A 19,402-nucleotide genomic window follows, 5' to 3' on the forward strand; every position below is an offset into this window, starting at 1 on the left:
TATGGCTCTGGTCCGCATCCTCGGCATCGATCCCGGCCTGCGCCATACCGGCTGGGGCGTGATTGAGGCCGATGGATCGCGCCTGTCCTTCGTCGCCGCCGGCGCCATTCATTCCCGCACCGGCGGCGCTCTCGCGGAACGGCTGCGGGAATTGCATGACGGACTCTGCGCGGTCATCGCCGCGCACCGCCCCGACGAGACGGCGGTCGAGGAGACCTTCGTCAATCGCGACCCACAATCCACGCTCAAGCTTGGGCACGCGCGCGGGATCGCCCTCGTCGTGCCGGCGCTCGCCGGGCTCGAAGTCCATGAATACGCCGCCAATCTGGTGAAAAAGACCGTGGTCGGCGCCGGCCATGCCGAAAAGGCGCAGATCGCCATGATGGTGAAGGTGCTGCTGCCGCGCAGCGACGCCGACAGCGCCGATGCGGCGGACGCCCTCGCCGTAGCCATCTGCCACGCCCAGCATCGCGGCGCGAAAAAGCGCGCCGCCGCGCTCGGCGCCTAGTCCAGCCTCATTCTTCTTTTGTTCGCGTCGCGGTAAAATTTCGCTAGACTGCTGCAACGCGATTCGGGCGCGGGCGGAAAATGATCGGCAAACTCAAGGGCGTGGTGGATTCGCTGCACGAGGATCACGTGATCCTCGACGTGCATGGCGTCGGCTATGTCGTGGCCTGCTCGACGCGAACGCTGCAAAGATTGCCGCGCGTGGGCGAGGCCGCCGTGCTGGCGATCGAAACCCAGGTGCGCGAAGACGCCATCAGGCTATTCGGCTTCCTCTCCGACGCGGAGCGGGACTGGTTCCGCCTGCTGCAAAACGTGCAGGGCGTCGGCTCCAAGGTCGCGCTGGCCATTCTCTCGATCCTGCCGCCCGCCGAATTGACCTCGGCCATCGCCTTGCAGAACAAGACCTCCGTCGCGCGCGCGCCCGGCGTCGGGCCGAAGCTCGCGGCGCGCATCGTCGCGGAGCTGAAGGACAAGGCCGGCGGTTTTGGCGGCGTAGACGCGAGCGCGATCGCGCTCGCCGGTAATGACGCTCCGGTTGGCTCGACCGCCGCGCAGGAGGCCATTTCGGCGCTCGTCAATCTCGGCTATGGCCGGCCGCAGGCCGCGACCGCCATAGCGGCAAGCCTGAAGGCGCTCGGCGACGGCGCTGAGACCCCGGCGTTGATCCGGCGCGGCCTGAAGGAACTGGCGCTATGACCACTGCGCCCAGCCGCATGATGACCGCTGAAAAGCGCGAGGACGATCTTGAAAGCTCGATCCGCCCCCAGACCTTGCTGGATTTCACCGGACAGGAAGCCGCGCGCAAAAATCTGAAAGTCTTCATCGAGGCCGCCAAGGCCCGCAAGGACGCGCTCGACCATGTGCTGTTCGTCGGGCCGCCGGGGCTGGGCAAGACCACTCTGGCGCAGATCGTCGCGCGCGAGTTGGGCGTCAATTTCCGTTCGACCTCCGGCCCCGTCATCGCCAAGGCCGGCGATCTCGCGGCGCAGCTCACCAATCTGGAAGAGCGCGATGTGCTGTTCATCGACGAGATCCACCGGCTCAACCCGGCCGTCGAGGAAATTCTCTATCCGGCGATGGAGGATTTCCAGCTCGATCTCATCATCGGCGAAGGCCCAGCGGCGCGCTCGGTCAAGATCGACCTCGCCCGCTTCACGCTCGTCGGCGCCACCACCCGCGCCGGGCTGCTGACCACGCCTCTGCGCGACCGTTTCGGCATTCCGATCCGCATGAATTTCTACACGGTCGCGGAATTGCAAAGCATTGTCGCGCGCGGCGCTCGCGTGATGAATTGCCCGATGAACGAGGACGGCGCCAATGAGATCGCGCGGCGCTCGCGCGGCACGCCGCGCATTGCGGGCCGCCTGTTGCGTCGGGTGCGCGATTTCGCGCTGGTCGACGGCGACGCCATCGTCACCCGCGAGGTGGCGGACCGGGCGTTGAAATTGCTCGATGTCGATTCCATCGGCCTCGACCAGATGGACCGGCGCTATCTCGACATGGTGGCTGTCAATTTCGGCGGCGGGCCCGTGGGCATCGAAACCATCGCTGCCGCTCTCTCCGAGCCGCGCGACGCCATCGAGGACATCATCGAGCCCTATCTGCTGCAACAAGGTTTTTTGAACAGAACGCCGCGCGGTAGAATGCTGACCCCGCTGGCCTTCCGGCATCTCGGGCTGGCCGTTCCGGCGCAGGCGAACGCGTCGCAGGCCGGGCTGTTCGACGACGACGCGTGACGCCGCGCCATGCCTTCGCCCTCCGCACTCGCCGCCTTCGCCGCCGCCTCGCTTCTGCTGGCCTTGGCGCCCGGGCCGGACAATCTCTTCGTCCTCGCCCTGTCCGCCTCGCGCGGCGCCCGGGCCGGGCTAATGGCCACGCTGGGCCTCTGCGCCGGGCTGGTGGTTCACACGACCGCGGTCGCGCTGGGCGTCGCGGCTTTCCTCGCGGCGTCGCCAACCGCCTTTTTCGCCTTGAAGATCGCGGGCGCCGCCTATCTCACAATTCTCGCTTTCAAGGCCTTCCGCGCGGAGCCGGCAGGTTTGAGCGCCGCGACGTCGGAAAAGCCCGGCGCTTATTTTTGGCGGGGCGTCGCGATGAATATCAGCAATCCGAAAGTGGCGCTGTTTTTCCTCGCCTTCCTGCCGCAATTCGTCGCGCCAGCGGCGGGAAACACGGCCGGCCAGATTTTTGTGCTCGGCCTGATTTTCCAGTTCTGCGCCTTTATCGTTTTCGCCCTTATTTCTTTGGGCGCGGGAAAAATCGGGCTATGGCTGCGCCGTTCGCCGCAGGCGCAGATCGTCCTCAACCGGCTGGCCGGCGCGCTTTTCCTCGCGCTGGCGGCGCGGCTGGCCACAAGCTGATTTCGAGACGAGATTGATCGGATGAACGCTCCCCACACTTTCCCCATCCGCGTCTATTTCGAGGACACCGATTTCACCGGCATTGTCTATCACGCCAATTATTTGCGCTTCATAGAGCGCGCCCGCACCGAAATGCTGCGCGATCTCGGCTTTCACCAGGGCGCGATCCACACCGGCGAGACCGGCGACGCCCTGTTTTTCGTGGTGGCGCGGATGCAGCTCGAATTTTTGCGTCCCGCGCGGATGGACGACCTTCTGACCGTCGAGACGAAGCCGTCGAAAATCTCCGCCGCCGTGATCGAGCTCGAGCAGATTGTGCGCCGCGAAGAGGAAATTCTTTTCACCGCCCGCGTGCTCATTGCCGCCCTGGCCGATGGCAAGCCGCGCCGCCTGCCGCGCGAGTTCCGCGAAAAACTTGAGCTACGCGAGGGTTGCGTCCAATCGTAACCTGCTGTTAACCATGGCGCGGGCTTAACTGGCGCCGCAAAGCGCCGGGCCGGTTTTGCCGCGCCGGGCCGCAGAAATGACCGATTTGCACGGCAGATGTTCGCGCGCGCAACAAAGCTCCGCGTGCCGCAGGAATTTGCGAGGACCGCTTTCATGAACGAAATTGCCGCCACGCCGCTCGCCTCAGGGGCCGAGGGCTCCGTCTTCGCCATGTTCTGGGGCGCCTCCATCGTCGTGAAGCTGGTGATGATCGGCCTGCTCGCGGCCTCGGTCTGGTGCTGGGCCATCATCATCAACAAGACCATGCTGATCCGGCGCGCTCGCGCCGCGATCGAGGAATTCGAAAATGTATTCTGGTCCGGCAATTCGCTCGACGATCTTTATCATTCTCTGGCCGCCCGCCCCACCACGGCCACGGCCTCGCTGTTCGTCGCGGCCATGAAGGAATGGAAGCGCTCGTTCCAGAACGCCCACGCCTCTTTCGTCGGCTTGCAGTCGCGCATCGAGAAAGTGCTCGACGTCTCCATCGCCCGCGAGGTCGAAAAGCTCGAATCCAACCTGCTGGTGCTGGCCACCGTGGCCTCGGCGGGGCCTTTCGTCGGCCTGTTCGGCACGGTCTGGGGCATCATGACCTCGTTCCGCTCCATCGCGGCGTCGAAGAACACCTCGCTCGCGGTGGTCGCGCCCGGCATCGCCGAGGCTCTGTTCGCCACGGCCATTGGCCTGTTCGCGGCCATTCCGGCGCTGATCGCCTATAACAAGCTCTCGGGCGACGTCGCCAAGACCCAGGCGCGCATGGAAAGCTTCGCCGACGAATTTTCAGCCATTCTCTCGCGCCAGATCGACCAGCACGCCGGCTCGCGCAACAACGCGGCCTGACGGGAGACGAATATGGGCATGGCGGTCTCATCGGGCGGCAAGGGCGGAAGACGGCGGCGCGGCGTGCCGCGCTATCGCGCCATGGCCGATATCAACATGACGCCCTTCATCGACGTCATGCTGGTGCTGCTCATTATTTTCATGGTCGCGGCGCCGCTGCTCTCCTCGGGCGTGCCGATCGACCTGCCCGCCACCAAGGCCGGCGAGCTGAACATCGACAAGAAGCCGATCGCCGTCTCCATCGACGATCATGGCGACATCTATCTGATGGACCAGAAGACCGCCGACGCCGATCTCGTCGGCGCCGTGAAGGCGCAAGCGAAGGACGGCGTGGACGAACGCATCTATGTCCGCGCCTCCAAGGGCGTGACCTATGGGCGCGTCGCCGAAATCATGTCCGACCTCACGGCGGCGGGTTTCAAGAAGGTCGCTCTGGTGACGACCCAGGAGAAGAAATAAGGTCTTGGCTCAAGTGAGGCTCGCGCGGTGAGATTCTCGCGCTCCGAACCGGGATTTCTGCTCTCGGCGGCGGTCCATCTTGGGCTGCTGGCGGTTCTGCTCGTCCATTTTTCGCGAGAGCAGAAATTCGACGATGCGCAGGAAGCGATCCCGGTCGAGACGATCTCCGAGAACCAGTTCAGCGAAATCATGAAGGGCGACAAGGCCGCCAAGGAGGCGACCAAGCCCCGCGCCGACAAGGTCGCCGACCTCACCGACACGAAACCTACCCCCCCGACGCCCGAGGCCAAGCGCGACGCGCCGGCGCCGCCGCCGCCCCTGAAACGCCTGCCGGACCCCGGCGAGGCCGACCAGACGCCGCCAACGCCCCCGACGCCGCCGCAGCGCCCGGCCCCGCCGCCGCCACCGCCGCCCACGCCTCCCGCGCCGAAAACGCCGCCGCCGCCGCCCGACCCCAAGCAGGAGCCGGAACCGGACGACGCCGAGCCGGTGAAGCCGCCCCCGCGCCCGAAACCGCCCGAAAAGCCCCCGGAAAAGCCGGTTGAGAAGCCCGCGCCCCAGCCGCCCCCCAAGCCGGTCGAGAAGCCCGTGCCCCAGCCGCCGCCCAAGGTCGTCGAAAAGCCTGTCGAAAAGCCTGCGCCGAAACCGAAGCTCGATGAAGTCGCCAAGCTGCTGACGGAGAGCAAGGACAAGCCCGCGGCCAAGCCGAAATCGGGCGACGAGAGCGCGCCGCCGCATCGCTCGCCAGATCTCTCGGAAGTCGCCAAGCTTCTCAACAACCAGGCCCCCGAGGCGAAATTTTCCACGGGGCGCGAGGTGAGCCACACGGCTTCGCTCGGCGCGGCGCGGGGAACGGGGGCGAAAATGTCGCCCTCGCTGTCGGATTCGCTCAATGGCATCTTGCAGGAGCAGTACAAGCAGTGCTGGAACTATCTGCCGCTGACCGGCGGCCAGAAATATATCGCCAAGATCCGCGTCTCCTACCGCCCGGACGGCTCGCTGGCCGCCCAGCCCGTGCTGCTCAACCCGCCGTCGGACCCGGCCCTGCGCGGCCTCGCCGAGAGCGCCCTGCGCGCGGCGCGGCGCTGCAATCCCCTGCGTATTCCCGCCCAGTTCCAGCCCTATTATGAGCAGTGGAAGGACTGGGTGGTCGGATTCGACCCCGAAATCTTGAACTAATCCCGTCATGTCACGGAACTAAAAAAGCCATAGCGCGAAAGATCAGGACCCCGCCCATGCCCTTCGCTCCCAGCCGCCGCGCCGCCGCCGCCATGTTCGGCGGCCTCGCCCTTGCCCCCTTGTTTGGCCGCGTTTCCTCGGCGGAGCGCTATCTCGACGTGCACGGCGGCGGCAATTTCACGCCCGTCAACATCGCGATTGTGCCCTTCGCCGGCGATAGCGGCCCGGCGATGACCACGATCGTCGTCAATAATTTCAAGCGTTCGGTCTTCATCAATCCGGTGGACGCGGGCGCGGCCGGCGCAGCCATCAATCCGGACGCCGCGCCGGACATGGCCGCCTTCCGCGCGCTCAACGCGCAATATGTCGTCGCCGGCCGCTCCGGACGCGGCCCCGATGGCCGCATGAAGACCGAGTTCCGGCTGTGGGACGTCGCCGCCGGGACCCAGGCCGCCGGCCAGCAATATGTCACGGACCCCAACAATTCCCGCCGCGTCGCCCATATCGTTTCGGACGCGATCTTCACCAAGGTCACGGGCGAAAAGGGCTTTTTCGACACCCGCGTCGCCTTCGTTGACGAAACCGGCCCGCGCGAAAACCGCCGCAAGCGCCTCGCGATCATGGATCAGGACGGCGCCAATCTGCGCTATCTGACCCGGGGCGACGATCTGGTGGTGACGCCGCGCTTTTCGCCCAACGCGCAGGAGCTGACCTATATGTCCTTCGGCGCGGAAGACCCGCGCGTCTTCCTGCTCAACATCGACAATGGCCAGCGCGAGGTGGTCGGCAATTTCCCCGGCATGACTTTCTCGCCGCGCTTCTCGCCCGATGGCCAGCGCGTGGTGATGTCGCTGGAGCAGAACGGCGTCGCCAATCTCTACAGCATGGACCTGCGCTCGCGCACCACGACGCGGCTGACGGATTCCTCCGCCATCGACACCTCGCCCTCCTATGCGCCGGACGGCGCCCGCATCTGTTTCGAATCGGATCGCGGCGGCACGCAGCAGATCTATGTCATGGGCGCGAGCGGCGGCGGCGCCACCCGCATTTCCTTCGGCGATGGCCGCTATTCGACGCCGGTCTGGTCGCCCAAGGGCGATTACATCGCCTTCACCCGGCAGGCGGGCGGCAAATTCGGCATTGGCGTGATGAAGCCCGACGGCTCCGGCGAGCGCATTCTGGCCGATGGCTTCCACAATGAAGGCCCAACCTGGGCGCCCAACGGGCTGTATTTGATGTTCTTCCGCGAGGCGAGCGGCGGGTCAAAACTGTTCATGACCGATGTTTTCGGCCGCGCGGAATTTCCCGTCCCAACGCCCGGCTCCGCCTCCGATCCGTCATGGAGCCCGCTGCTGGGCTGAGTCCAGCCGAGAGAAAAAGACGCGTAGCGCCCCATTCTGGCCATGAAAGCTTTGTTAACCATGCGGCCAATGGTCACAAAAGCGCCGGATTTTCTAACCTTTCGTCAAGGTTACGAAAACCTTCGCTTAACATTCGGGGGCTAGGACTGAGGGCAAGACCCGCCAAGCCGACCGGCCGCGCGGGAACGCGTTGAAACTGGTCCCTGTCTATGGGGACGAAGCGTAAGGGCGCCCGGGCGGCGCAGGCTTTGGCCGCAACCCCGGCTGTCAGTCAATGGAGCGCACCGGATGAAAAGTTTCGCCTCGATGGAAGGCCTCAAATACGCCGCCGTTCTCGCCGCAGCCCTGACGCTCGGGGCCTGCGCCAAGAACCCGACCGACATGGCCGCCGTCGATGGCCGTGGCGGGGCGGGCGTCGGCGTCGGCGCCGCCGGTTCGGCGACGCCGGGCTCGCAGCAGGATTTCGTCGTCAATGTCGGCGACCGTGTCTTTTTCGATAGCGATTCCAGCGAATTGAGCGCCACCGCCCAGGCGACGCTCGACAAGCAGGCGACCTGGCTGAACCGCTACGGGACCTATGCCTTCACCGTCGAAGGCCACGCCGACGAGCGCGGCACCCGCGAATATAACTTCGCTCTCGGCGCCCGCCGCGCCGAGGCCGCCAAGAATTACCTTGTTGCGCGCGGCGTCGCCTCCTCGCGCATCAAGACGATTTCCTATGGCAAGGAACGTCCGGTCGCCGTCTGCGACGACATCTCCTGCTGGTCGCAGAACCGCCGCGCCGTCACCATTCTCAAGGGCGGCCAGAGCTGAACCGCAGCGAAGCGGCTTTCCAACAGCTCCGGCGTCCCGCGACGCCGGAGTTTTTTGCGCCCGGCGCGCGAAAGCAAACAAGCGCCACGTTTTCACCTTATCGTTGCGCCAGATATGCTAAACTTGTTGTGATTCCTGCCAAGCTTGGAGAAGACATGGCAATTCTGTCGCCGGGCGTGCTTTCCGCTGCCGGATTGTCCTTTATCGGATTGCGCAAAACCCTTTTCACCGCCGTCGCCGCCATGGCGCTCGTCGCAGGTCCGGGCGCGGCCCGCGCCCAGTTTTTCGATCGTCCGGCCGCCCGCGAGCCGGCCCCTGAGAGCGCGCCGGGCGCCGACGCGTCGTCGATCCTGCGCATCGACCGCCTGGAAAGCCAGGTCCGGGCGCTGAACGGCCAGGTCGAGCAGTTGCAGTTCCAGGTCAAGCGGATGGAAGACCAACTGCGCAAGTTCCAGCTGGATGTCGACGCGCGCTTCCAGGATAGCGGGGGAGCCGGCGCGGGCGTTCCCGGCGTGAAGCCGACGCCGCCGGCGGCAAGGCCCGCCATGACCACGACGCCGCAACGCCGTTCTGACCTCTCTGAAGGCATAGACGCCGCCGCGCCGCCGCAGGCCGTCGCCGACAACGCCCCCGAGCCTGCCGCGCCGGAAGCGCCCGCCGCAGTCGCCGCGGCGCCGGCCACGGTTAGCCCCGATGGCCGCAGGCACGACGCTTTCGATCCCTCCGTCCGCCCCGACGCGCCCGGCGCCCCGCTGGCGCTCGGCTCGCCCGAGTCCGCCAGCAAGCCCCAGGCCCGCGCCGCCGCGCCGACCGGCCCGCTGGACCTGACTCCGCCGAACCTGCGCGCTTCCTCCTCGCTTGCCTCCGAACCGGGCGCCCCGCCCGCGTCGGTCGCGGCGCTGGCGCCCAATGCGGCCGCACCGACTGGAGTAGCGCTGGCGCCGGGGGCGTCGGCCGATCCGGTCAAGCAGGAATATGATTCCGCCGCGGAACAGCTCAAATCGCAGCATTATGACGCCGCGCAGCGCGCCTTTTCGGCCTTTGTGCAGAAAAATCCGCATAATCGCCTGATCGCGCCGGCGATCTATCATCTTGGCGAGAGCTTTTATTACCAGAATCGTCATCGCGAGGCGGCCGAGCAATTCCTGAAGATCGCGACCGATTTCTCGAAAAGCTCGGTTGCGCCGGACGCCATGGTCAAGCTGGGCGTTTCGCTCAACGCCCTGGGCGCCAAGGAGCAGGCGTGCGCCTTCTTCTCGGAAGTGCCGCGCAAATATCCCAACGCCGCGACCGCCCAGAAGCTCGCGGCTGAACGCGAAGCGAAAAAGGCCTCCTGCTGAGCCTCGGCGACGAACTTGACCCCTCCCGCCTTTTCGCTGGCTTCGAAACTCTGTCCGGCTTGGTTCTGGCCGTCTCCGGCGGCCCGGATTCGCTGGCCTTAATGCATCTCGCCGCGCTCTGGCGCGACGCGGGCGCCTCAGTTCCTCTTCATGTCGCCACGGTCGATCATGGACTGCGCCCGGAGTCCGGCGCGGAGGCCGCCCAGGTCGGGCGCTGGGCCCGCGCCTTGGGCCTGCCGCATGAAACGCTGGTCTGGCGCGGCGACAAGCCGGCAAGCGGATTGCAGGAGCGCGCCCGCGAGGCCCGTTACGCCCTGCTCTTCGGTCACTGCCGCGCAATAGGCGCCGAAGCCGTCGTCACGGCGCATCACGCCGACGATCAATGGGAGACCATCCTCATTCGTCTGGCGCGCGGCAGTGGCCTCGCCGGGCTTGCCGGCATGGCGCGCGACCAGATTTTTCCGCAGGGCCGGCTGCTCCGTCCGCTGCTCGACGTGCCGAAACAGGCCCTGATCGACTTCTGCCGAGGCCAAGGCCAGGATTTTTTCACCGATCCCTCCAACGCCAACCCCGTTTTCGACCGCGCGCGCTGGCGCGCCGCCGCGCCTGCCCTCCACGCGCTAGGCCTGACGCCGGAACGGCTGGGAAAACTGGGCGAACGGGCGCGCAAGGCAGACGAGGCGCTCGACCACGCGGCTGAAGAATTGTTTCGGCGCACAAAAATGCCGGAAAGTGATGTTTATGATCTCCAACAGGCGGAAGATGCGCCGCAAGCGGCGCTGGAGCGTTTTCTTGCCCTCGCCATCGAGCGGGCGGCCGGCGCGCCGCCTTCGCGGCTGGAGCGGTTGGAGCTTTTCGCGCTGAAACTGCGGGCCGCGTTAAGGAATGGCTCGGCTTTTCGCGCCACATTGGGCAGATGCGCCGCGAAAGTCGATGAAAGGAAAATCTTGACGTTGCTCCGCGAGGCTCCGCGCTGTCGCGGAACGGCGGGCGCTGAAAAGACGCCGCAGCCCGGCGAGTTCGTTGAACTTCCGACCGAATAAAGGGTTGCTTCGCTTCGGGAGGCCTCGCGCTACTTGGCAAGACCCCCCGCTCGGCCTACATATCGAAAAACAGCGACCGGCGCGCGACGCTCGTCCGGAGAGGCTTCGCAGGACAGGATATGAATCCAAATTTCCGCAATTTCGCTTTATGGGTGATCATCGTTCTCCTGGTGGTCGCGCTCGTCGTGCTGTTTCAGAAGCCCAGCGAGCATGCGCCGAACCAGGAAATCAATTTCAGCCAGCTTCTGAGCGAGGCCGATCAGGGCCGCATTCGCGACGTGACGATTTCGGGCTCCGAAATCGCCGGCCATTACACGGACGGCAAGGCCTTCTCGACCTATGCCCCCAGCGACCCGGGCCTGGTGAGCACGCTCTACAAGAAGAACGTGCAGATCACCGCCAAGCCCCCGTCCGACGGCAATAACTGGCTCGTCACCCTGTTGGTCAACGGCCTGCCGCTGATCGCTTTCATCGGCATGTGGATCTTCCTGTCCCGCCAGATGCAGGGCGCGGGCGGCAAGGCCATGGGCTTTGGCAAGAGCAAGGCCAAGCTGCTGACGGAGGCGCATGGCCGCGTCACCTTCGAGGATGTCGCGGGCGTCGACGAAGCCAAGGAAGATCTGCAGGAGATCGTCGAATTCCTGCGCGATCCGCAGAAGTTCCAGCGTCTTGGCGGCCGCATTCCGCGCGGCGTGCTGCTGGTCGGCCCCCCGGGCACTGGCAAGACCTTGCTCGCCCGCGCGATCGCCGGCGAGGCCAACGTGCCGTTCTTCACGATTTCCGGCTCGGATTTCGTCGAAATGTTCGTTGGCGTCGGCGCCAGCCGTGTCCGCGACATGTTCGAACAGGCCAAGAAGAACGCGCCCTGCATCATCTTCATCGACGAAATCGACGCGGTCGGCCGCCATCGCGGCGCGGGCCTCGGCGGCGGCAATGACGAGCGCGAGCAGACCCTGAATCAGTTGCTGGTCGAGATGGACGGCTTCGAGGCCAATGAGGGCATCATCCTCATCGCCGCGACCAACCGCCCCGACGTGCTCGACCCGGCCCTGCTGCGTCCCGGCCGCTTCGACCGCCAGATTGTCGTGCCCAATCCCGATGTCGTCGGCCGCGAGAAGATCCTCAAGGTCCATGCGCGCAAAGTTCCCTTATCGCCGGATGTCGATCTCAAGGTGATCGCGCGCGGCACGCCGGGCTTTTCCGGCGCGGACCTGATGAATCTGGTCAATGAGGCCGCCTTGCTCGCCGCCCGGCGCGGCAAGCGCGTCGTGACCAAGGACGAGTTCGAGGACGCCAAGGACAAGATCATGATGGGCGCCGAGCGCCGCACCATGGTCATGACAGAGCAGGAAAAGCTGCTCACGGCCTATCACGAGGGCGGCCACGCCATTGTGGCGCTTAGCGTCCCCGCGACCGATCCGGTCCACAAGGCCACGATCATCCCGCGCGGCCGCGCGCTAGGCATGGTCATGCAATTGCCCGAGCGCGACAAATTGTCGATGAGCTACGAGCAGATGACTTCGCGCCTTGCCGTTCTGATGGGCGGCCGCGTCTCCGAGGAAATCATCTTCGGCAAGGACAAGGTGACCTCCGGCGCGCAGAGCGACATCGAGCAGGCGACCAAGCTCGCCCGCGCCATGGTGACCCGCTGGGGCTTCTCCGAAGAACTCGGCTCGGTCATGTATGGCGAGAACCAGGAAGAGGTCTTCCTCGGCTATTCCATGGGCCGCCAGCAGAATATTTCCGAGGCAACCTCGCAGAAGATCGACAGCGAAGTGCGCCGTCTCGTCGAGGCCGGACAGGCCGAGGCGCGGCGCATCATCTCCGAGCGCCGCGAGGATCTCGAAAAGCTCGCCAAGGGCCTGCTGGAATATGAGACCCTCACCGGCGACGAAATCCTCGGCCTGATGAAAGGCGTCGAGCCGGTGCGCGAAAATCCGGACGACACGCCGGCCAGCCCGCGCCGTTCGCCCGTGCCCGCCGCCGGCAAGTCAAGCTGGACCGGACAGGACGGCGACCCCGGCCTCGCCCCGGCGCCTCAAGCGTAAAGTTCACGCCGAAGGTTTAAGCCCGCGCGTTGAAATCTCCCGATTTCGACGCGCGGGCTACCACTTTTGCAGCGCGCTCGCATCCCTGTTAAAACTGGTCATGTTTTTTGAACGCGCTTAAGCTGAATTCCATTATATACAGCGCGATATCTGGGATTCCCCCGCGTTTGACGGAGATTGTTCTGCGATGAGCCGCAAATATTTTGGCACGGACGGAATTCGTGGCCTTGCGAACAAGGTCATCACCCCGGATCTGGCGCTGAAAGTCGGCCAGGCCGCCGGCCTCGTCTTCCAGAACGGCGACTATCGCCACCGCATCGTCATCGGCAAGGACACGCGACTCTCCGGCTATATGATCGAGAACGCGCTCGTCGCCGGATTCACCTCTGTCGGCATGGACGTTATGGTGCTCGGCCCGATGCCGACCCCCGCCGTCGCCATGCTCACCCGCTCCATGCGCGCCGATCTCGGCGTGATGATCTCCGCCTCGCATAATCTCTACGAGGACAACGGCATCAAATTATTCGGCCCGCAGGGCTACAAGCTGTCAGACGAGGTCGAGCGCCAGATCGAGGCGCTGATGGATTCCGACCTCGGCTCGAAACTGGCCAAGCCCTTCGATCTCGGGCGCGCCCGCCGCGTCGACGACGTGCGCGCGCGCTATGTCGAATTCGCCAAGCACACGCTGCCGCGCAGCATGTCGTTCGAGGGCATGCGCATCGTCATCGATTGCGCCAATGGCGCCGCCTACAAGGTCGCCCCCGAGGCGCTGTGGGAGCTCGGCGCGGAAGTGTTTTCGCTCGGCGTCGAGCCGGACGGACGCAACATCAACCGCGACGTCGGCTCGACCGCGCCCGAGGCCCTGATGCGGAAAGTGCGCGAATTGCGCGCCGATATCGGCATCGCGCTCGATGGCGACGCCGACCGCGTGCTGATCGTGGACGAGCATGGCCGGCTGGTTGACGGCGACCAGCTCATGGCGGTCGTGGCGCAGAGCTGGCACGAGGATGGCCGGCTCTCGCAGCCCGGCATTGTCGCCACCATCATGTCCAACCTCGGGCTGGAACGCTATTTACAGACCATCGGACTGTCGCTCGCCCGCACCCCTGTCGGCGACCGCTATGTGCTCGAACATATGCGCGAGCACGGCTATAATATCGGCGGCGAGCAATCCGGCCATCTGATCCTGTCGGATTATTGCACCACCGGCGACGGGCTGGTCGCCGCCATGCAGGTGCTGGCCGTGGTCAAGCGGCAGGGCCGGCCGGTCAGCGAGGTCTGCCACACCTTCGACCCGCTGCCGCAGATTTTGAAGAATGTGCGCTTCAAGGGCGGCAGGCCGCTCGAAAAGCAGGAAGTGTCCAAGGCGATCGCGGCGGCCAAGCAGAAGCTCGGCAACGAAGGCCGTCTGGTGATCCGCCCGTCCGGCACCGAACCGGTCATCCGGGTCATGGCGGAGGGCGACGACCGCGCCCTGATCGAGCAGGTCGTCGACGACGTCTGCGAGGCGGTCGCGGCGGCGGCCTGAGCGCGCCGCGACGCCAATGCCCTATCCTGTCGTTGGCATTTGCATTGGCGCACTGCTGGCCTTCGCGACCGCAATGGGGCTGGCCGAGCTACTCGCGCGACGGGGCTTTCCTTTGCCCTCGGGGGGCAAAAGGATCGGCCAGATCGACGGATTGCGCGGTTTCCTGAGCCTGTCCGTGATGGTCCACCACTTCGTGATCTGGCTACAGATCACGCGGCTTGGCGGCAGCTGGGCGCCCCCGTCGATCAATTTCTTCCAGATGCTCGGCACAGGCGCCGTCGCGCTCTTCTTCATGACGACGGGGCTGCTGTTCTATCCCCGCATCCGCGCCGGCTTTCGGGCGAATTCCTGGCCGGCCCTCTATATTTCGCGGGTCTTTCGCCTCATTCCGATGAGCGTCGCCGCCTTCGTCTTCGTCACCCTGGTTGTGATGCTTCAGACCGGCCGCGGGCTCGATGCGGACTTTCCCCGCGCCGCGCTGCAATGGATCACCGCCGCCGACATGCCGCCGCTTCTCGGCTATGACGAGTCGGCGCGCGTGAACGCCGCCGTGCTGTGGTCGCTCAAATATGAGTGGCAGTTCTATCTGGCGGCTCTGCCCATCTGCGCGCTCCTGATGGACCTGTTCCGCCCGCGCTTGCCAAGCTGGGCCTTGCCGGTGGCCGTGATCCTGATCGGCGTGATGGGCAGGAAACTATTTCCCGACGTGGGCCTTTGGAAATATATCCCGCTCTTCGGCACGGGCATGCTGGCTTTCGAGGCGCAAAGCCGGCCAGAAATCGTCCGCCGGCTGCAATCGCGCGCAGTGACCCTCGCCGCCTTGCTGGCTCTGCTGTTCGCGATGACCCTGTTCAAATCGCCGCTCGATCTCGCCTGGCCGCTGCTGTCGCTGTTCTTTTTCGCCGTCGCCTGCGGCAATGACATGTTCGGGCTGCTGCGGACGCGCGCGGCTCTCGTTCTCGGCGAATGTTGCTACGGCATTTATCTCACGCATGGAATATTGCTGTTCCTGCTCTTCACCCATGGCGGGGCATTGACCGGCCTGTTCGCCACGCCGTTCCTGCCCCTGTTGATGCCGCTTGTCGCGCTTGTCCTCGCCCTGCTGACGGCTGGGACTTATCTGCTGGTCGAGCGGCCCGGCATGAAAGCCGGACGCATTCTCTCTGACCGCTGGCGCACTTTCGCCGGGCGCAAAATTTCCTTCGCCGCGAAATGACGGCGCGCGTCAGGCCTGCCGCAGGGCCGCCAGCAGGTTCTGGAAATCCTCCGGCGGCTCGCTCTCGAACAGCAACTCCTCGCCCGTGACCGGATGTTCGAAGCCGAGCGCGCGGGCGTGCAACGCCTGACGGCCGAGCGCAGCAAGGGCTATTTGCGCGGCTTCGCTCAATTGCCCGGCCTTGGTCTTGAACCCGCCGCCGTAAGTGCTGTCGCCCAGCAGAGGATGGCCGGTATGGGCGAAATGGACGCGAATCTGATGGGTGCGGCCCGTCTCCAATTGGCAGGCGATGAGACTCGCGATCGGCTTGTTGTCGCGATCGGCGCCGAATTTTTCGAGCAGCCGCCAATGCGTGACGGCCTCGCGCCCGCGCGCTTCCGGAACCACCGCCATTTTCTCGCGCTGGATGGAATGGCGGCCGAGCGGCGCGTCGATGGTCCCGCTCTGGCGGTCCGGCCCGCCCCAGACAAGCGCGAGATATTCCCGCGTCAGGGACAGGCTGCGGCCATGGTCGGCAAAGAGTTTTGAAAGGCCCTGATGCGCGGCGTCGGTCTTGGCGACCACGAGCAGGCCGGAGGTGTCCTTGTCGAGCCGATGCACGATGCCCGGCCTTTTGACCCCGCCAATGCCGGAGAGCGATTCGCCGCAATGGGCGATCAGGGCATTGACGAGGGTTCCCGTCTCGTGGCCCGCGCCGGGATGGACGACCAATCCCGCGGGCTTGTCGAGCACGACCAGAAATTCATCCTCGAACACAATGTTCAGCGGGATGGCTTCGCCCTGCGGCTCGGCGGGCGCGGGATCGGGCACCGCGACCTCGACAATCTGGCCGGCGCGCAATTTCGTCTTGGTCTGCAAGGCCGGCGCTTCATCGAGCCAGACAAGGCCGGTCTCGATCAAGCCCTGGATGCGCGTGCGCGAAAGGCTTTCGGCTGCGAGTTCGGGCCGCGCGGCGAGATAATGATCGAGCCTCTGCCCGATGCCGGCCTCGTCCACCACAATCTGGATTTTTGTCGTCATGATGCGCAATAGCATGACGCGGCGAAGTTTTGTAAAGCAGGACATGAAGAAAACAGCCGCAATCATCGGCGCGGGCCCTGCCGGGCTCAGCGCCGCCGAAGTTCTGGCCGAAGCCGGGATCGACGTCACCCTTTACGAGCGCATGGCGAGTCCGGCCCGCAAATTCCTGATGGCGGGACGCGGCGGCCTCAATCTCACCCATTCCGAGGATTTTTCGCGCGTTCTGACGCGCTATGGCGCGGCGGCGGAGCGCCTGAAACCTTTTCTCGACGCTTTCGGGCCGCAGCAGGTGCGCGACTGGTGCGCCGGACTGGGTCAGGAGACCTTTGTCGGCTCCAGCGGCAGGGTGTTTCCGGGCGCGATGAAGGCGTCGCCCTTGTTGCGCGCCTGGCTGCGGCGGCTCGACGCTCTCGGCGTCAAGATCAGGCTGCGCCATGACTTTCGCGGCTTTGAGGGACGCGCGGCCTTGTTCGAGACGCCGGAGGGGCCACTCCGGGTCGAGGCGGACGCCATGGTGCTGGCGCTCGGCGGCGCTTCCTGGCCGCGCCTCGGCGCCGACGGAAGCTGGGTCACGCCTCTGACCGAGGCGGGCCTGCCGTCCGCCCCGCTGCATCCGGCCAATTGCGGACTGTTGATCGGCTGGTCGAAATATTTTGCTGAGAAATTCGAGGGCCAGCCGCTGAAAAACATCGCCCTGCGCTGCGGCTCAAGAGTCGTGCGCGGCGAAGCCATGGTCACCCGGCGCGGGCTTGAGGGCGGCGCGGTCTATGCTCTCTCCGGCGATCTGCGCGACCTTGTGGCCCGCGACGGCGAAGCCGCGGTAACTATCGACCTGCGTCCCGACGTCCCGAAGGAGACGCTGGCCCACAAGCTGGCGTGGCCGCGCGGCAAGCAGAGCCAGTCCAATTTTATCCGCAAGGCGGCGGGCCTGAGCCCGCTCGGCGTTGCGCTCATACGTGAAAGCGGGCCGCTGCCCGAGACGCCCGAGGGCCTCGCGGAGCGGATCAAGGCCCTGCCCTTGCGCGTGACAGGCGTCGCCGGGCTGGAGCGCGCCATTTCCACCGCCGGCGGATTGATCTGGGAGGCCCTGGACGAGAACCTGATGGCGAAAAAGTTTCCCGGCCTGTTCGTCGCCGGCGAAATGCTGGACTGGGAGGCGCCAACCGGCGGCTATCTCCTCACCGCCTGTTTCGCCACCGGACGCGCGGCGGGCAAGGCGGCTGCGGCTTTCGCGACAAAAGAGCAAGTTTAACGCGTCACGTCTCCTCGCCCGGCGCGGTGGTCTTTTCCAATTGCTCGGCCACCTGCCGGCGCAGCGAGCGTCGCAATTCCGCCGCGCGATTGCGCCGCGTTTCGATGGGCGTCTCGACATTGAGCGGCGGGACTTTGGCCGGACGCCCGTCGTCATCCACCGCGACCATGGTGAAATAGCAGGAATTGGTGTGGCGGCGCGTGCCCTTGCGGATGTCTTCCGCCTCGACGCGAATGCCTACCTCCATCGAGGTGCGCCCCGCGTGATTGACGCTGGCGCGGAAGGTCACCAGCTCGCCGACATGGATCGGCTCCTTGAACGTCACCTGATCGACCGAAAGCGTGACGGCGTAGCGCCCGGAAAAGCGCGAGGCGCAGGAAAAAGCGACGCGGTCGAGCAGGTTGAGCAAGGCGCCGCCATGGACCTTGCCGGAAAAATTGGCCATGTCCGGGGTCATCAGCACGGTCATTTCCAATTGGCGCGGATCGCTCATCATTGTCCTCGTGTCGCCTCGGGCTTCGCCGCGACTTTAATCGGGAACGATCGATCAGGCATCCGGAAAGAGGCTGGCGCGCGGCGAGAAGGTCCGGCGGCGCTTCGTCGCGCTTGACCGCGCCAAAACTCAGGCGTATCGCCGGTTCGGGACATCTCGCCCCAATGCGGGACGCCCATCTGGGAGGATGGAATGACAAATAAGCCTGCCGAACTGCCGAAAAGCCCGAATTTTTCGTCCGGACCCTGCGCCAAGCGCCCCGGCTGGTCGCTCGACGCCTTGAAGGACGCGCCGCTCGGCCGCTCGCATCGCGCCAAGATCGGCAAGGCCAAGCTGAAACTCGCGATCGACCTCACCCGCGAGGTTTTGCAGGTTCCCGCCGATTATCGCATCGGCATCGTTCCAGCCTCCGACACCGGCGCCGTGGAAATGGCGATGTGGTCGCTGCTCGGCCCGCGCCCCGTGGACGCGCTGGCCTGGGAAAGCTTTGGCGAAGGCTGGGTCACCGATATCCTCAAGCAGTTGAAACTGAAGGACGCTCGCGTCCTCAAGGCGCCCTATGGCGAAATCCCGGACCTCGGCGCGGTCAATTTCGACCATGACGTGATCTTCACCTGGAACGGCACCACCTCCGGCGTGCGGGTCCCCAATGGCGACTGGATCCCCGCCGACCGCGCGGGCCTGACCATCGCCGACGCCACCTCCGCCGCTTTCGCCCAGAGCCTCGACTGGCCCAAGCTCGACGTGGTGACCTTCTCCTGGCAGAAAGCGCTCGGCGGCGAGGGCGCGCATGGCGTGCTGATCCTCTCCCCGCGCGCGGTGGAGCGGCTGGAGAGCTATTCGCCCGCCTGGCCGCTGCCGAAAATCTTCCGCATGACCAAAAGCGGGAAGCTGATCGAGGGCCTTTTCGAGGGCGAGACCATCAACACCCCATCCATGCTCTGCGTCGAGGATTATCTCGACGCACTGAACTGGGGAAAAAGCATTGGCGGGCTCGACGCGCTGATCGCCCGCGCCAACGCGAACGCCAAGGTGTTGGCGGATTGGGTCGCAAAGAGCAGCTGGGCGGGCTTCCTCGCCAAGGCCGAACCGATCCGCTCCAACACCTCCGTCTGCCTCAAGGTCGTCGATCCCGCCGTCACGGCCCTGCCCGCCGAGGCGCAGGCGGCTTTCGCCAAGAAGCTCGCGGCGCTCGTCGAGAAGGAAAAGGCGGGCTATGACATCGGCGCCTATCGCGACGCGCCGCCCGGCCTGCGCGTGTGGTGCGGGGCGACGGTCGAGGCATCCGATGTCGCGCTGCTGACGCAATGGCTCGACTGGGCCTATGCGACCGCCAAGGCCGACCTGGCCGCCGCCTGATAACTTCTGATCGACACCCCGAGCCGCCCGGACAGCGAAAATCGCGACGGGCGGCGGGGACTCGTGTCTCAAGACATTTTTCGGGGCGACGGGCGAAA

Annotated in this window: 19 protein-coding genes; 17 read left to right on the top strand and 2 right to left on the bottom strand. The window is 65.6% G+C overall.

Features of this window, described 5'->3' with window-relative positions:
* Position 1: 1 nt before the first annotated feature.
* From ruvC to QZ409_RS13050, 15 genes are all read left to right on the top strand, one after another.
* Entirely contained in the window at positions 2–508 is a 507-nt protein-coding gene (ruvC, locus tag QZ409_RS12980; protein WP_296711878.1) for a crossover junction endodeoxyribonuclease RuvC, read from the top strand.
* Positions 509–588: 80 nt separating this feature from the next.
* Complete coding sequence (gene ruvA, locus QZ409_RS12985) at positions 589–1,203, top strand: Holliday junction branch migration protein RuvA (protein ID WP_296711881.1); 615 nt, start codon at positions 589–591, stop codon at positions 1,201–1,203.
* Positions 1,200–2,243 (top strand): Holliday junction branch migration DNA helicase RuvB, encoded by a 1,044-nt coding sequence (ruvB, locus tag QZ409_RS12990; protein WP_296711885.1) that lies wholly within the window; start codon positions 1,200–1,202, stop codon positions 2,241–2,243. Before ruvA ends, ruvB begins: the two co-directional genes overlap by 4 nt.
* A 9-nt stretch (positions 2,244–2,252) precedes the next feature.
* Positions 2,253–2,867 (top strand): LysE family translocator, encoded by a 615-nt coding sequence (locus QZ409_RS12995; protein WP_296711888.1) that lies wholly within the window; start codon positions 2,253–2,255, stop codon positions 2,865–2,867.
* Positions 2,868–2,888: 21 nt separating this feature from the next.
* Positions 2,889–3,314 carry a tol-pal system-associated acyl-CoA thioesterase gene (gene ybgC, locus QZ409_RS13000; protein ID WP_296711891.1) on the top strand — a complete coding sequence of 142 codons (426 nt, stop codon included), beginning with the start codon at positions 2,889–2,891 and terminating at the stop codon, positions 3,312–3,314.
* A 153-nt stretch (positions 3,315–3,467) separates the two neighbouring features.
* Positions 3,468–4,193, top strand: a complete 726-nt coding sequence (tolQ, locus tag QZ409_RS13005) for a protein TolQ (RefSeq protein WP_296711893.1) — start codon at positions 3,468–3,470, stop codon at positions 4,191–4,193.
* Between the two features lie 12 nt (positions 4,194–4,205).
* Complete coding sequence (locus QZ409_RS13010) at positions 4,206–4,652, top strand: ExbD/TolR family protein (RefSeq protein ID WP_296711895.1); 447 nt, start codon at positions 4,206–4,208, stop codon at positions 4,650–4,652.
* A gap of 27 nt (positions 4,653–4,679) precedes the next feature.
* Positions 4,680–5,831 (top strand): cell envelope biogenesis protein TolA, encoded by a 1,152-nt coding sequence (locus tag QZ409_RS13015; protein WP_296711898.1) that lies wholly within the window; start codon positions 4,680–4,682, stop codon positions 5,829–5,831.
* Positions 5,832–5,887: 56 nt separating this feature from the next.
* Positions 5,888–7,192 (top strand): Tol-Pal system beta propeller repeat protein TolB, encoded by a 1,305-nt coding sequence (gene tolB, locus QZ409_RS13020; protein ID WP_296711901.1) that lies wholly within the window; start codon positions 5,888–5,890, stop codon positions 7,190–7,192.
* Between the two features lie 288 nt (positions 7,193–7,480).
* A complete protein-coding gene (pal, locus tag QZ409_RS13025) occupies positions 7,481–8,005 on the top strand; it encodes a peptidoglycan-associated lipoprotein Pal (protein ID WP_283365802.1) in 525 nt (174 codons plus the stop codon).
* Positions 8,006–8,160: 155 nt separating this feature from the next.
* The gene (gene ybgF / locus QZ409_RS13030; protein ID WP_296711905.1) at positions 8,161–9,345 is read left to right on the top strand and encodes a tol-pal system protein YbgF; all 1,185 of its coding nucleotides are present in this window, start codon (positions 8,161–8,163) and stop codon (positions 9,343–9,345) included.
* 59 nt (positions 9,346–9,404) lie between these two features.
* Positions 9,405–10,388, top strand: coding sequence for a tRNA lysidine(34) synthetase TilS (tilS, locus tag QZ409_RS13035; protein WP_296711908.1), 984 nt, complete (start codon positions 9,405–9,407; stop codon positions 10,386–10,388).
* A 119-nt stretch (positions 10,389–10,507) separates the two neighbouring features.
* The gene (gene ftsH, locus QZ409_RS13040; RefSeq protein ID WP_296711911.1) at positions 10,508–12,436 is read left to right on the top strand and encodes an ATP-dependent zinc metalloprotease FtsH; all 1,929 of its coding nucleotides are present in this window, start codon (positions 10,508–10,510) and stop codon (positions 12,434–12,436) included.
* A gap of 187 nt (positions 12,437–12,623) precedes the next feature.
* Positions 12,624–13,964 carry a phosphoglucosamine mutase gene (gene glmM / locus QZ409_RS13045; RefSeq protein WP_296711914.1) on the top strand — a complete coding sequence of 447 codons (1,341 nt, stop codon included), beginning with the start codon at positions 12,624–12,626 and terminating at the stop codon, positions 13,962–13,964.
* 16 nt (positions 13,965–13,980) lie between these two features.
* On the top strand, positions 13,981–15,180 hold the full coding sequence (locus QZ409_RS13050) for an acyltransferase (RefSeq protein ID WP_296711917.1): 1,200 nt from the start codon (positions 13,981–13,983) through the stop codon (positions 15,178–15,180).
* A gap of 9 nt (positions 15,181–15,189) precedes the next feature.
* Here the strand turns inward: QZ409_RS13050 and QZ409_RS13055 are convergent, their stop codons facing one another.
* Positions 15,190–16,200: an RluA family pseudouridine synthase gene (locus QZ409_RS13055; RefSeq protein WP_296711921.1), complete on the bottom strand. Its 1,011-nt coding sequence runs from the start codon at positions 16,198–16,200 to the stop codon at positions 15,190–15,192.
* 43 nt (positions 16,201–16,243) lie between these two features.
* On the opposite strand from QZ409_RS13055, the gene QZ409_RS13060 reads away from it, so the two are divergent.
* Positions 16,244–17,452: a TIGR03862 family flavoprotein gene (locus QZ409_RS13060; RefSeq protein ID WP_296711924.1), complete on the top strand. Its 1,209-nt coding sequence runs from the start codon at positions 16,244–16,246 to the stop codon at positions 17,450–17,452.
* A gap of 4 nt (positions 17,453–17,456) precedes the next feature.
* On the opposite strand, the gene QZ409_RS13065 is transcribed toward QZ409_RS13060, so the two are convergent.
* Positions 17,457–17,948 (bottom strand): acyl-CoA thioesterase, encoded by a 492-nt coding sequence (locus tag QZ409_RS13065; protein ID WP_296711925.1) that lies wholly within the window; start codon positions 17,946–17,948, stop codon positions 17,457–17,459.
* Positions 17,949–18,137: 189 nt separating this feature from the next.
* On the opposite strand from QZ409_RS13065, the gene QZ409_RS13070 reads away from it, so the two are divergent.
* Positions 18,138–19,304, top strand: a complete 1,167-nt coding sequence (locus QZ409_RS13070; RefSeq protein WP_296711928.1) for a phosphoserine transaminase — start codon at positions 18,138–18,140, stop codon at positions 19,302–19,304.
* Positions 19,305–19,402: the final 98 nt, after the last annotated feature.

The organism is Rhodoblastus sp. (assembly GCF_019449565.1).
GTDB lineage: Bacteria > Pseudomonadota > Alphaproteobacteria > Rhizobiales > Beijerinckiaceae > Rhodoblastus.

Excerpts from the sequence above, each read along its gene's own strand:
- ruvC (WP_296711878.1), top strand. The coding sequence starts at position 2 with ATGGCTCTGGTCCGCATCCTCGGCATCGATCCCGGCCTGCGCCATACC.
- ruvA (WP_296711881.1), top strand. The coding sequence starts at position 589 with ATGATCGGCAAACTCAAGGGCGTGGTGGATTCGCTGCACGAGGATCAC.
- ruvB (WP_296711885.1), top strand. The coding sequence starts at position 1,200 with ATGACCACTGCGCCCAGCCGCATGATGACCGCTGAAAAGCGCGAGGAC.
- QZ409_RS12995 (WP_296711888.1), top strand. The coding sequence starts at position 2,253 with ATGCCTTCGCCCTCCGCACTCGCCGCCTTCGCCGCCGCCTCGCTTCTG.
- ybgC (WP_296711891.1), top strand. The coding sequence starts at position 2,889 with ATGAACGCTCCCCACACTTTCCCCATCCGCGTCTATTTCGAGGACACC.
- tolQ (WP_296711893.1), top strand. The coding sequence starts at position 3,468 with ATGAACGAAATTGCCGCCACGCCGCTCGCCTCAGGGGCCGAGGGCTCC.
- QZ409_RS13010 (WP_296711895.1), top strand. The coding sequence starts at position 4,206 with ATGGGCATGGCGGTCTCATCGGGCGGCAAGGGCGGAAGACGGCGGCGC.
- tolB (WP_296711901.1), top strand. The coding sequence starts at position 5,888 with ATGCCCTTCGCTCCCAGCCGCCGCGCCGCCGCCGCCATGTTCGGCGGC.
- pal (WP_283365802.1), top strand. The coding sequence starts at position 7,481 with ATGAAAAGTTTCGCCTCGATGGAAGGCCTCAAATACGCCGCCGTTCTC.
- ybgF (WP_296711905.1), top strand. The coding sequence starts at position 8,161 with ATGGCAATTCTGTCGCCGGGCGTGCTTTCCGCTGCCGGATTGTCCTTT.
- ftsH (WP_296711911.1), top strand. The coding sequence starts at position 10,508 with ATGAATCCAAATTTCCGCAATTTCGCTTTATGGGTGATCATCGTTCTC.
- glmM (WP_296711914.1), top strand. The coding sequence starts at position 12,624 with ATGAGCCGCAAATATTTTGGCACGGACGGAATTCGTGGCCTTGCGAAC.
- QZ409_RS13050 (WP_296711917.1), top strand. The coding sequence starts at position 13,981 with ATGCCCTATCCTGTCGTTGGCATTTGCATTGGCGCACTGCTGGCCTTC.
- QZ409_RS13055 (WP_296711921.1), bottom strand. The coding sequence starts at position 16,200 with ATGACGACAAAAATCCAGATTGTGGTGGACGAGGCCGGCATCGGGCAG.
- QZ409_RS13060 (WP_296711924.1), top strand. The coding sequence starts at position 16,244 with ATGAAGAAAACAGCCGCAATCATCGGCGCGGGCCCTGCCGGGCTCAGC.
- QZ409_RS13065 (WP_296711925.1), bottom strand. The coding sequence starts at position 17,948 with ATGATGAGCGATCCGCGCCAATTGGAAATGACCGTGCTGATGACCCCG.
- QZ409_RS13070 (WP_296711928.1), top strand. The coding sequence starts at position 18,138 with ATGACAAATAAGCCTGCCGAACTGCCGAAAAGCCCGAATTTTTCGTCC.